Genomic DNA, 12,609 nt, shown 5'->3' with positions numbered 1-12,609 from the left:
CCAAGGCCGCCGATGTCCTCCACCGTTCGCAGCCGCGCTCACGACAAGCCGCTTTCCGCCGCGGCGCTGAAAGCCGCGCGCGCCGCGGCCGAGGCACCCGCCGCTCGCTACGAACAGGTCAAGAGCCATATCCGCCAGATCATCGAATCGGGCGAACGCCAGGCGGGCGACCGTTTGCCGTCCGAACTCGATCTGGTCGCGACACTCGGCGTGTCGCGCATGACGGTCAATCGCGCGCTGCGCGAGCTCGCCGAAGAGGGACTGGTGACGCGCGTTTCCGGTGTCGGCACCTTCGTCGCGCAAAGCAAGCCGCAATCCACGCTGCTGATGATCGCCCATATCGGCGACGAGATCCGCTCACGCGGCCACGAATATCGCTACGACACAGTGCTGCTGCAACGCGAAACGGCTTCAGTGATGGTGTCGAACGCGCTGGGGCTGGCGCCGGGTTCGTCGGTGTTTCATGTGATCTGCGTGCATCGGGAGAACGGCTTGCCGGTGCAACTGGAGGATCGCTATGTGAACCCGGCTATCGCGCCGGATTTTCTACAGCAGGATTTTTCGGCGATCAGGCCGTCGGAATATCTGTTCGAGATCGTGCCCGCGCACGACGTCGAACACGTAGTCGACGCGGGGCTGCCCACGCGCGCCGAAGCCGACCTGCTCCAAATCCGCGCCGAGGAACCGTGTCTCACGCTGATGCGCCGCACGTGGACGAGCGGTGTGGCGGTCACGTTCGCGCGTTTCGTGCACCCCGGCTCGCGCTACCGGCTGGGCTGCCGCTTCTCGCCGGATCTGTCGCAACGCCAGGGTTGAAACCGCGCTCTAAGTGAAGCCGCGCTAGACGTTGCCCGCCAGATGAAAACGCGACGCCGGGTGCCACAACCGCACCGACGTCGCCACATCGTCACCTACCCATGTGCGACGCCAGAGTTGCAGGCACGGCTCGCCGATATCCATCATCAGATGCCGCCGCACATGGGCGTCGGGCTTCTGCGCGTAAATGCGGAACTCCGCGCGCTGGATCGGCGCGAGCCGCACCATGTAGTGATTCGGCGTCTCGATCGTGAAATCCTGTTCCAGGTAATCGGGAAACACCTTCGGGTTGACGTAGCGGTCCTCGTACTGGATCGGCTCGCCCTCCTCGCTATGCACGATGCACGAGTGAAACGCCGGCCCGCTGGCGAGACCGAGAGCTTCGAGCGCGTGCGGGTCGTCGCTCGGTTCGAGCGTCAGCACGCGCGCCGAATGGCGGTGGCCGCGCGCGGCGATTTCGTCGGCGATATTGCGGATTTCCAGCACGGTCGATTCGTAGCGCTGCGGCGCGACGAAGGTGCCCGAGCCTTGCACGCGCGTGAGCACGCGTTCGGTGGTCAATTCGCGCAGCGCGCGCGACACCGTCATGCGCGCGACGCCAAATTCCTTGACCAGTTCCGTTTCAGAAGGAATCAGTCCGCCGGGCTTCCAGTCCCCTTCGCTGATGCGGCGGATCACGTAGCGTTTGATCTGCTCGTAAGCGGGCATCGCTTTCGCTGGGGTCTCCCGTTTGCTATCAGGGCAGCCCTGCGTCTCTGCGCTTCGCGCGTTTGTAGTTGTGTTCACTCCGACCTCGTGGGTGGTACGCGGGTTCTACCTGGTTGGTACACCTCGACCGGCGCGCCGGCGGGTAAGCCCGCGCACCGGCACTATTTCCATCATGCCATGTGCGCGGCGGCGTGCCCGTCGTTGACGGCGATACTCGCGGCGGCGCGAACGTGGCCCGCGCCCGCCTGACTCGTGACCGTTGCAGGCCTCGCCAGCTCGGTGCCGTCGACGGACGTGTTCGGCCGAGGGCCAATGTTACCAGGGTTCGGCAACGGCGGCGGCGCCTCATCGGCGATCATGCGAAAGGCGATGCTCATGTCGTCCGCGAGCGGACGGTCGTCGCGGTACGCCGGCACGACACGGCGTACGCGCTGCCAGAGCGCTTCAGTATGCGGCGCGCGCGGCGCGTCGATACTTTGCAGGTCGTAGGCCTGCGCGGCCGCCAGCAATTCGATCGCGAGGATGCGCCCGGCGTTGTCGATGATTTCCAGCGCCTTCAGCGCGGCCGGCGTAGCGTGGCACAGGTGGTCTTCCTGCAAGCCCGACGTGATGCCGCCGTCGAGACTCGCGGGCAGCGCGAGACGCCGGTTCTGCGCGACCAGCGAGGCCGCGGTGTACTGCGCGATCATGAAGCCGGAACAGGTGCCGCCCGGCTCGGCGAGAAACGCCGGCAGGCCGCTGACCAGCGGATTGACGAGGCGGTCGAGGCGCCGCTCGGCCATCGCGGCGACTTGTGCGATCGCGGTGGCGAGACTGTCCATCGCCAGCGCGATCGAAGCGCCCACCGCGTGCGCCTGCGAATACACGCGCGGGTCTTCCGGCGTGCCGGCGACGATCGGGTTGTCGGTAATCGATGCGAGTTCACGATTGACCACGTCGGCGGTCGCGGTGAGCACATCGCGCGCGGCGCCATGCACGTGCGGAATGGTCCGCATGCTCAGCGGGTCCTGCGTGCGGTGGCCGACCACCGCCGCGAGAATGCCGCTGTCGGCCAGTGCGGTGCGCATTCGCTCGCCGACCAGGTTCAAGCCCGGCGAAATACGCAATGCCAGCGAATCTTCATCGAAAGCCGCGAGCTGGCCGCGCAGATTCTCGAAGCTCATCGCGGCGACCAAGTCGGTCCAGTCGAGCAGGCGTTCGGCCCGCGCGAGCGCCAATGCCGCAAGGCCCGTGACGCACGGCGTGCCGTTGATCAGGCTCAAGCCTTCCTTCGCTTCGAGCACCAGCGGTTCGAGCCCGAGCCGCTGCAACGCATCGCGTCCTTTGAGCCGCTCGCCGCGAAAACGCGCGTAACCCTCGCCGATGCAAACAAGTGCGATATGCGCCATGTGGCTCAGATAACCGACCGAGCCGAACGCGGGTACTTCCGGCAAGCAATCCGCGTCGAGCAGCGCCACCAGCTGGTCGGCGACTTCGAGCCGAATCCCCGAATGGCCGTGCGCGAAGTTGTTGATGGCCGCGGCCATGATGGCGCGCGTTTCAGCGACACCGAGCGGCGCGCCGACGCCGACCGCGTGGCTCATCAGAATGTTGCGCGACAACGTGCGTTGTTCGGACGGCGAGACGATCACGTCGCACAACGCGCCTACGCCGGTATTCACGCCATACGCGCGAATCCCGCGCTCGACGATCTGTTCGACGAGCACGCGCGCCGCCGCGATGCGCGCGCGGGCGTCGGCGGAAAGCTCGAGCGGCTCGCCGGCGGCAACCGCTGCCACCTGAGCCCAGTCGAGAGGACGATTGGAACGGATTACGGCCATGTCAGCGCTCTACTTGGAAATTACCTGGTGATACTGATCAGTTCGTGGTGCGGTCCTGATGGCTCGAAACGAATTGCCTGAAGCGATCCGACTTGCATTCGACGAACACTTCGTCGGGCGTGCCGTCGGCTTCAACTTGCCCCTGATGCAGGAACATCACGCGATTGGACACATGGCGCGCGAAACCCATCTCGTGCGTGACGACCAGCATGGTGCGGCCCTCTTCGGCCAGCGAGCGCATCACGCGCAGCACCTCGCCCACCAGTTCGGGATCGAGCGCCGAGGTCGGCTCGTCGAACAGCATGACTTTCGGATGCATCGCCAACGCGCGCGCAATCGCCACGCGCTGCTGCTGCCCGCCTGAAAGATGCGCGGGATAGTGGCCGCGCTTTTCCGCAAGGCCGACTTTCGCCAGCAGGGCCTCCGCCTCTTCCACCGACTCGGCACGGCTGCGCTTTTGCACGCGCATCGGCCCTTCGATCAGATTTTCCAGCACCGTCATATGCGACCAGAGATTGAAATTCTGGAACACCATGCCCAGTTGCGAGCGCACCCGATCCACCTGGCGGCGGTCGCTCGGCTGCAGCTTGCCGTCGCTGCGGCGCTTCATTTTCAACTCTTCGCCGGCCAGGGCGACCGAGCCGTCATCGGGTGTTTCGAGCAGATTCAGGCAGCGCAGAAAGGTGCTTTTGCCCGAGCCGCTCGCGCCGAGAATCGAGATCACATCGCCCTGGTGGGCGTCGAGTGAAATGCCCTTGAGCACGTGGTGATCGCCGAACGATTTATGAATGTTCTTGACCGACAGTGCAACGGGTGCCGTAGCGTTCATGGGATTCTCCAGATTCATCCAGGATGGGCGGCCGTTCAAGGCGCGGCGCGACGCGCTTCGGTGGTGCCGGAAACTTTGCGGCTCACGGCGGCCTGCGGGCGCGCAGCTCGCAGGTGGCGCGACAGACGCGTTTCGAGCAGGCCGAGCAGCCGCACGATGACAAAATTCAGGAACAGGTAGATCAGCGCGGCGCAGATGAAGACTTCCGTCGTGCGATAGGTTTGCTGAATGATCTGCTGCGCGACTCCGGTCACTTCCCACACGGTGACGAGACTCGCGAGCGCGGTCGACTTGACGAGCAGCACGGCTTCGGTCGAATACGCCGGCAGACACTGGCGCAAGGCGATCGGGCCAATCACGCGGCGCAGCAGCGCGAAGCCCGACAGGCCGATCGAATAACCGGCCTCGATCTGACCGACCGGCACGGCCATCAAGCCGCCGCGAATGATCTCGGCGGTATAGCCGGCCGTGCATAACGCAAGCGACAACACCGCGCACATGTAGGGCTCGCGCAGTACCGGCCACAGGAAGCTCTCGCGTATCACGCCGAACTGGCCCATGCCGTAGTACACGAGGAACATCTGGATCAGGAGCGGCGAGCCGCGGAACACGAGGATATAAGCGCGCGCGAAGCGATTCGGCAGCCAGTGCGGCGATACGCGCATCGTGACGATCACGAGCGAGAGCAGGCCGCCGAGAATCAGCGAACAGAAGAACAGGCCAAGCGTGGTCGGCACGGCCGCGAGCAGTTGCTTGAGCGTGTCGAACAGAAAGTCGAAGTCGAAATGCATGATGGCCGCCCTCGTCAGTTACGCGCGAAGTTGCGCTTGAAGGACCGGCCCACGCGCGCTTCGGCGCGGTTGAAGACGCGGTTCGAGATGCTGGTCATGAGCAGGTAGAGCGCGCCGCCCACCACGAAGAACGTGAAGTATTGGTGCGTGGACCCCGCCGCCACCTGGCTCGTGCGCAGCAATTCGGCGAGCCCCGTCACCGAGATCAGCGCCGAGTCCTTCAGGCTGAGTTGCCACACGTTGCCGATGCCGGGCAGCGCGAAACGCAACACTTGCGGAATCAGGATGCGGCGCGCCATGGTCAGCGTCGGCATGCCGATCGAGCGCGCGGCTTCGAGTTCGCCACGCGACACCGCCAGCACCGCCGAGCGGTACACCTCGGCCTGATAGGCGCCTGAAATCATGCCCACGGCGAGCGCGCCGATCACGAACGGCGGCACGCCGACAAAACCGTCCGCGCCGAACCACTGGCCGATGGTCGTGACAAGCGTCGAGCCGCCGAAATAGAACAGATAGATGACGAGCAGTTCAGGCACGCCGCGAAACACGGTGGTGTAGATATCGCCGATTACGCGCAACGTGCGCAAACGCGACAGCTTGGCCGCCGCCACCAGCGCGCCGAACACGGCGCCGACCGCGAGCGCCGCGAGCGTGAGCGCGACGGTCATCAATGCCGCGAGCAGTAGTACGCCGCCCCAGCCTTCCGGCCCGAAGCCGAGCATCTGTATCAGAGCCATTCCCTACCTCTCATCTTCATCCACTGCGGCGGATCCGAACCAGCCGGCTCGCGCAGTGAGGCCGTCGCGCGCGCCGCATCTTCCGAACGCGCTCAGGAAAACGCCGGGCCGCCCGCAGCTGTTGCCTCGCGCGAAGCAACAGGCTCGGGGCGCCCGCCAAATCAAGGCGTGACGTCGGTCTTGAACCACTTGTTGGAGAGCTTCTTGACGGTGCCGTCGGCAAGCGCGGCGCTGATCGCGGTGTCGAACTTCGCTTTCAGATCGGCGTCCTGCTTGCGGAACGCCAGGCCTTCACCCGGGCCCCAGATCGGGCCGCCGATCTTCGGGCCGGCCATCGCGATCGACGCGGTTTCTTTCTTGTCGATGTTGGCGGCGTAGTACGTCACGTCGTCGAACGAGGCGTCGATGCGGCCGTTGGCCAGATCCAGATCGCGTTCGGGCGAAGTCTTGTAAACGCGGATCGTGGCGATGTCCTTGAAGCCGTCGTTGATGAACTTGGTGTAGACCGTGCCCGACTGGATGCCGATGGTCTTACCCTTCAGCTGCTTGCGCAACGCGTCGACGGTCGGCTGGTCGGCCTTCGGATCGCCCGACAGCTTCACGACGCCGGCACCCGGCGCGGCCTTGGGCAAAATCTTCGCGTCGGCCACGGCGAACGTGGCGGGCGTCGCGGCGTACGGCTTCGAGAAGGCAATGATTTTCTCGCGCTCCGGCGTAATCGAAATCGCATCCATCAGGACATCGAACTTGCCAGCCTGCAGGCCGGGAATCATGCCGTCCCAGTCTTGCGCCACGAGGTTGCATTGCAGCTTGATGCGCTCGCACAGGTTGGCGACCAGTTCAGGCTCGAAGCCGCCCAGTTTGCCGCCTGGCAAGGTCAGGTTCCACGGGGCGTAGCCGCCTTCGAGCGCGATCGTCACTGTCTTCCAGTCTTTGGCCTGCACCGGTGCCGCGAAAATTGCCACGGCGCCGATAACGGCGCCGATCAATGCTTTTGCTGCCGTCGTGCGCTTCACTTTCACGTCGAAACTCCTTTGATTGAGGAAACCGTCGAACCGAGTGTTTAACTGCTGTTTAATTTGTATAGACAAGTCTGCATGAGTCAAAAAGCCGCTGCAAGACAATTTGCGGGAAATTGGCGGGATTACCGGGTAAGCCCCTAGTCGATGCCGTGCGACGGGACTTCTCGGGGAGTTTTTACGTGTGATATGCGGATGGCGCGTGTCGCCGCATCGGCGTGCGCCTTTTGTTTTGTCTAGACAGGTTGATACGCAGCGATGGTGCCGCGATGCACATCACCAGATAAACGGCACGAACCGATAACGCACGCGCGCCATGTAGTCCGTGTAACCGTCGAGTTGCGCGGCCAGCACGCGCTCCTCGCGCACCGCGCGCCAGCCGATACCGATCACCATGACAGGCACGAGGGCGAGTCCCCACAACGACCCGAGCAGCAAAGGCGTGCCGACGAACATCAGCAGCGCGGCGGCGTACATGGGATGACGCACATGCGCGTAGAGGCCGGTGTCGATCACCTTATGGCCCCGGCTTGCCTGGATCTTCACGACCGGCGCGGCATAAGTATTGGCCTGAAACACAAAGCGGCACATGAAGAGGCAAAGGAACACGCACAGCGAGCCTAGGCTGACCAGCGCGACCGGCAGCGGCGCGGTCCAATGAAAGCGCATCGCGTCGAACGCCATCAGAACCAGCCAGCCGCACCACACCACCGCGACGGCCACCATGAATATGCGGTCCCAGCGGCTTTGCTGCTCCTGAACGAAAGGCGACAGACGCTCGGCGAGCAGACCGGGATCATGACGCGCGAGCCACAAGCCGATCCATAGACTCAGCACGCCCAACTCGATCACGTACCACCACGCGGCCGGCCACGCAAAGGTGCCCGCCGCGCCGAACAGCAGCGCGCCCATGCCGAGCAGCCACACCACCGCTTGAAAAATGAGGCGCGCGACCATGACCGTTCGTTGCTAGGCGGTTTTCGGCGGCGTGCGCACGCGCTCGAATATCTCGGCGATGTCGATCTCACCGGTATTCAGGCCGAACTGATCGCGCAGACACGCGGCGAGTTCGGCGGCGCTCGCGAGCTGCCGCTCGCTGATGAGCCGGCCGTCCGCGGCGCGTTCGCTCAATTGATCGTTGAGCAGCGCGAGCCGCGCTTCGGGCAGCACACGGCACACGATCAGCGTGCTCGCAAAAATCGCTTCCGGCGATGTCGACGTATACCAGTTCGAGGTTTCGTAATCGATCCACTCGACCGGATGCAGATCGAAGCGATAGACGCGCGCCCAACTTTCGTCGCGTGCCTGCACTTCGAGATAGAGCGCCTCGCGCGATGCGTCGGCAAGACGGAACGTACCGAGTTCGGTGGACTGCGCGAGTCCCGCGGTCAGCCGCAGCGGCGCGGTCAGCGTCACGCTGCCGAAGCCGACGTCCGCGATCCAGGCTTCGCCGCGTATGTCGACGCGCAACACCATGTGCGTGCGCGGCGGAACGGCGTCAGATTCGCGGCCCCACAGCACGCGCCCGAGCAACGGAGTGACCGTGAAGCCCAACTGAAGCAGCACGTCGGCGAACAGCGCGTTCTGTTCGAAACAGTAGCCGCCGCGGCGTTCGGTGATGAGTTTGCGCTCGACCGCCTCAAGATCCAGTTTCACCGGGCGCCGCGTGAGCGGGTTCAGGTTCTCGAACGGGATCGCGCGCGGATGCAGCCGGTGAAGCGCCTGCAAGACTTCCAGCGTGGCCGCGCGCGGACCGTCGTAGCCTATGCGGGCGAAGTAGTTTTGCAGATTCACTGTGTGCGGCATCGGCAGGGTTCCGGTATGGTTTTGGGCGCCGGACGCTTATGCAACAGCGTGCGGCTGTGTGCGGTGATTTGCGGCCAAGCGGTTTCGGAAATCGATCATAGCCGCTTTCAGGGCCCGCTCGCTGCCGTGCTGCTTACCTGTTTTCGTAGGCAGCGGCCCGCGCCGCCCGTGCGAGGGCGGCGCGCTTCGCCGAGGCCGCTTGTTGCATGGAGCCTGCCTACTTCCCCTTACTGCCCGCCCTTCAACGCCGAGGTGGCAATCGACGGCACGCTGATGCCGTGGCTCGACGCGAACTGCACGGCCGAACTCAGCGTGGACATCAACGATTGCAACTGGCCCGGCGCCGATTGCGCGATGTAAGAGGCGCTTTGCGCCGTCTGCGGATTCATGCCGGACTGCAGCAGCGACGACGGACTCATCTGGCCGATGCTGCCGAGCCCCGACTGCAAGCTGGAATATTGGCTCACGCCTTTACCCAGCGACGACAACCCTTCCGTGAAGGCCTCCTTGTTGATCGGCGTAGCCGACGCACTGCCGCTCGCCCGGCTCGCGAAGGCTTGCGTCAGCGTTTGCGACAGCGACTGCTGCGTGCTGCCCACCTGAGTCAGTTGACTCACCGAGGGCGTGCCGCCGCTCAGCAATCCCGCCGCCTGCTGCGCCTGCCCCGCCGCGCTGCTCATGCCCATCGCGGAGGCAAGACTCGACTGGCCGCTGAGCACCTGCTGGTTCGCACCTACATAGGTCTGCAACAACTGCGAGACACCGCCCGACGAAGCCGTCGCCCCGGCGCCCGCCGAACTGTCGCCGCCGCCTATACCGAACTGTTTGAGATTCAATTGCGCATTCGACGCGCCACTCACCAGCAAACCGCTGCTCGCCAGCAGCGAAATCAACATCTTGCGTTTGTTCATATCCCTCTCCTGAATGGGCGTTTTGGGTATTCGTGCGAGTTCGACACGACACCCCGGAACGCGTTCGATATGACTACATCCATACGGTTCCATTACGTCTTTATTCACTTCGAATTACACGCAAATGCCATCCAATAGCAGCCCGTAAAGAACAAAGTTATAAGTCAGTAATATTGATGCGAATCGTTCTCATTTGTGTTGACGCACCCATTTCGCATGCGTACGATCTCGCCATCTGCTGCAACGGGTGTCGCGAACCATGCGGCAAAATCGCTGGCACGCGCCGACGCGCCGCGATGGTTCAAATCAGTCGATACAACACCAATAAGGATTTCGATGAAGTTCGCCGAATTCAACGGACCTGGCGCGAAGGCGCGTCCGTTTCGCGATTCCGTGCCGCGCGCCAAGGCGGCGTGCCGTTCACGGTTGCCTTCCTTGCGGCGCGCCGCGCTTTGCACGGCATTCGCCTGGGCGTCGCTGACTGCCGGCGCCGCGATGGCCGAAGCCAATCCCGACGCCACGCCGGAAGCGCCCGAGGCCGACCTGAAGATTCAGGCGACGCAGACGAACCAGTGGACCGGCTTCTGGAATCGACAGCAGATGCTCGGCGACATTGGCGGCTTGCGCCCGTGGCTCGGCAAATACGGTGTGACCTTCACGCTCACCGAAACCAGCGAAGTGCTCGCCAACCTGCGCGGCGGTCTCGCGCGTGGCGCCGACTACGACGGCCTGACGACCGGCACCGTGCAACTGGACACGCAAAAAGCCTTCGGCTTGCCGGGCGGCCTCTTCAACGTCAGCGCGTTGCAGATTCACGGCGCCAATCTCAGCGCCAACAAGCTCGGCACACTGAATACGGCGAGCGGCATCGAAGCGGATGACGCCACCCGCCTGTGGGAACTGTGGTACCAGCAGTCGTTCCTGAACAAGCGCCTCGACGTGAAGATCGGTCAGCAAAGTATCGACCAGGAATTCATCACGAGCCAGTACTCGGCGCTGTTCGTCAACACGATGTTCGGCTGGCCCGCCCTGCCCTCGTACGACATGCCGTCCGGCGGCCCGGCGTATCCGTTGTCCGATCTGGGCGTGCGCGTGCGCGGCCAGATCACGCCTTCATTGACCGCGTTGGCCGGCGTGTTCGACGGCGATCCGCTCGGCAACAACCCGGACAACAAGAGCGGCACCAACTTCAATCTGCACAACGGCACGCTGTTCATCGGCGAATTGCAGTACGCGATCAACCAGCCGGCCGACGGCGAAATGGTCGGCGCGGGCGGCGGCGGTTTGCCGGGCACCTACAAGCTCGGTGTCTGGTACAACAACGGCAGCTTCGCGGATCAGCGCTACGACAACACCGGCTTGTCGCTCGCGAATCCGGCGACGAGCGGCGTCGCGCAGAACCATCACGGCGACTACAGCTTCTACGCCGTGGCCGATCAGATGATCTGGCGTCCGGACCCGGACGAAGCGCGCAGCATCGGCGTATTTGCCCGCGTGATGGGCGCGCCCGGTGACCGCAACCTGGTGAGCCTCGCCGCCAACCTCGGCGTAGTCATGAAAGCGCCGTTCGCCGGCCGCGACAACGATAGCGTCGGCCTCGCGCTCACGTACATCAAGGTCGGCAATCACGTGAACGGGCTCGATACGGATGCGCGCGCATTCAGCAATAGCCCGTACGGCATACGCACCAGTGAAACCACGCTCGAGGCGACCTATCAGTATCAGGTCAATCCGTGGTGGCAACTGCAAGCCGACGCGCAATACACGTTCAACGCCGGCGCCGGCCAGAATCCGAACGATCCGACCCAGCCGCTGCGTAACACGTTCGTTATCGGCGTTCGAACCAACATCAATTTCTGATGACGTTCGCGCCCAACTCACACGCTACCGACACATCGAATTCCATGCTTTCGATCATGACCGCAATCACCGCTTTGTGCGCAGGCACGGAGGCTCAATCGTGAACAACCCCACGCGCAAGTTTTCGCGGCGCGCCACGCGGGCCCTCGCATGGCCGCTTGCACGGCCTTTGATCGCCGCCGCTGTCAGCGTGGCCGCATTCGCGACGGCCGGCAGCGCGCAGGCCGAGCCGCAAGGCTTCCTCGAAACCGTCAAGCATCACACCACGCTGATCAATACCGTGCCGGGCAACGGCGACCAGAATCCGTACGCCGTGGTGGTCGCGCCGGTCACGGCGGGCACCGTCAAACAAGGTGACGTGCTGGTCGGCAACTTCAACAACTCGACCAATCTGCAGGGCACCGGCAGCACGATCATCAACTATCACCCGGACACCAAAGAGATGACGGTGTTCGCCACGGTGCCGCGCGATCTGAAGGAATGCCCGGGCGGCATCGGCCTGTCGACCGCGATGACGATGCTCAAGTCCGGCTACGTGATCGTCGGCAGCACGCCGAGCAACGACGGCACCACGGGCACCAAGGGCGCCGGCTGCCTGATCGTGCTCGATCCGCAAGGCAAGGTCGCCTCGACCATCACGAGCCCGAACATCAATGACCCGTGGGGCAACATGGCGGTCGTCGACAACGGCACCAGCGCGACGCTGTTCGTCAGCAACGCAGGCTTCGGCGTGGGCGGCGCGGACGGCAATCCGCCGGTATTCAAGCAGGCCACCGTGCTGCGCCTGGATCTCGACGTGCCGGCCGGCAAACCGCCCGTCGTCAAGAAAGAAACGGTGGTGGGCAGCAACTTCGGCGCGCAGGCGGATAAGGGCGTGTTCCTCGTCGGCCCCACCGGCCTCGCGCTTTCGGCCGATCAGAAACTGCTCTACGTGTCCGACGCGATCGGCAACCGCATCACCGAAATCGACGAACCGATGACGCGCGACACGAGCGCGGGCGTCGGCCGTCAACTGACCGCCGACGGCCTGCTGCACCGCCCGCTCGCCATGGTCACCGCGCCTAACGGCCACCTGCTCGTGACCAATGCGCTGAACGGCCAGATCGTCGAAATCGATCCGGCGAGCGGCAAGCAGATTTACGCGCGCTGGATCGACACCGACAAGGCGCAATCGCCGCCGGGCAACGGCGACCTGTTCGGCCTCGCAATGACACCTGAAGGCGACGGCTTCTACTACGTGCAGGACGACGTGAACACGCTCGTGCTCGCGAAGTGATTTCAATGTTCCAACGCCAAATGAAGGTGAAGTAAC

12 protein-coding genes are annotated in these 12,609 nt (G+C 64.1%); 3 read left to right on the top strand and 9 right to left on the bottom strand.

Annotation, left to right across the window (positions count from 1 at the left end):
• The first annotated feature begins 12 nt into the window (after positions 1 to 12).
• Positions 13 to 816 (top strand): histidine utilization transcriptional repressor HutC, encoded by an 804-nt coding sequence (gene hutC / locus AC57B1_RS14405; protein WP_496417830.1) that lies wholly within the window; start codon positions 13 to 15, stop codon positions 814 to 816.
• A gap of 24 nt (positions 817 to 840) precedes the next feature.
• On the opposite strand, the gene hutC (AC57B1_RS14400) is transcribed toward hutC (AC57B1_RS14405), so the two are convergent.
• From hutC (AC57B1_RS14400) to AC57B1_RS14360, 9 genes are all read right to left on the bottom strand, one after another.
• A complete protein-coding gene (hutC, locus tag AC57B1_RS14400) occupies positions 841 to 1,524 on the bottom strand; it encodes a histidine utilization transcriptional repressor HutC (RefSeq protein ID WP_496417829.1) in 684 nt (227 codons plus the stop codon).
• A gap of 170 nt (positions 1,525 to 1,694) precedes the next feature.
• Positions 1,695 to 3,344 (bottom strand): HAL/PAL/TAL family ammonia-lyase, encoded by a 1,650-nt coding sequence (locus AC57B1_RS14395; RefSeq protein WP_496417828.1) that lies wholly within the window; start codon positions 3,342 to 3,344, stop codon positions 1,695 to 1,697.
• Positions 3,345 to 3,381: 37 nt separating this feature from the next.
• Entirely contained in the window at positions 3,382 to 4,173 is a 792-nt protein-coding gene (locus AC57B1_RS14390) for an ABC transporter ATP-binding protein (protein WP_091802147.1), read from the bottom strand.
• A 35-nt stretch (positions 4,174 to 4,208) separates the two neighbouring features.
• Complete coding sequence (locus AC57B1_RS14385) at positions 4,209 to 4,964, bottom strand: ABC transporter permease (protein ID WP_496417827.1); 756 nt, start codon at positions 4,962 to 4,964, stop codon at positions 4,209 to 4,211.
• A 14-nt stretch (positions 4,965 to 4,978) separates the two neighbouring features.
• Positions 4,979 to 5,701, bottom strand: coding sequence for an ABC transporter permease (locus AC57B1_RS14380; protein WP_091802154.1), 723 nt, complete (start codon positions 5,699 to 5,701; stop codon positions 4,979 to 4,981).
• A gap of 161 nt (positions 5,702 to 5,862) precedes the next feature.
• On the bottom strand, positions 5,863 to 6,723 hold the full coding sequence (locus AC57B1_RS14375; protein ID WP_091802157.1) for a transporter substrate-binding domain-containing protein: 861 nt from the start codon (positions 6,721 to 6,723) through the stop codon (positions 5,863 to 5,865).
• A 273-nt stretch (positions 6,724 to 6,996) separates the two neighbouring features.
• Positions 6,997 to 7,677 (bottom strand): methyltransferase family protein, encoded by a 681-nt coding sequence (locus AC57B1_RS14370; protein ID WP_496417826.1) that lies wholly within the window; start codon positions 7,675 to 7,677, stop codon positions 6,997 to 6,999.
• 12 nt (positions 7,678 to 7,689) lie between these two features.
• The gene (locus tag AC57B1_RS14365) at positions 7,690 to 8,526 is read right to left on the bottom strand and encodes an arylamine N-acetyltransferase family protein (RefSeq protein WP_496417825.1); all 837 of its coding nucleotides are present in this window, start codon (positions 8,524 to 8,526) and stop codon (positions 7,690 to 7,692) included.
• 227 nt (positions 8,527 to 8,753) lie between these two features.
• On the bottom strand, positions 8,754 to 9,437 hold the full coding sequence (locus AC57B1_RS14360) for a hypothetical protein (RefSeq protein ID WP_091802166.1): 684 nt from the start codon (positions 9,435 to 9,437) through the stop codon (positions 8,754 to 8,756).
• Between the two features lie 336 nt (positions 9,438 to 9,773).
• On the opposite strand from AC57B1_RS14360, the gene AC57B1_RS14355 reads away from it, so the two are divergent.
• Together AC57B1_RS14355 and AC57B1_RS14350 are read left to right on the top strand one after the other, a co-directional pair.
• A complete protein-coding gene (locus AC57B1_RS14355; protein WP_408349405.1) occupies positions 9,774 to 11,297 on the top strand; it encodes a carbohydrate porin in 1,524 nt (507 codons plus the stop codon).
• Between the two features lie 100 nt (positions 11,298 to 11,397).
• Positions 11,398 to 12,573, top strand: coding sequence for an NHL repeat-containing protein (locus tag AC57B1_RS14350; protein WP_496417824.1), 1,176 nt, complete (start codon positions 11,398 to 11,400; stop codon positions 12,571 to 12,573).
• The last annotated feature ends 36 nt before the right edge of the window (positions 12,574 to 12,609 follow it).

Source organism: Paraburkholderia sp. BGA-UO-ETr-F21 (assembly GCF_059567925.1).
Note: the sequence above shows the minus strand (reverse complement) of the source record. Positions and strands in the feature narration are given on the sequence as shown.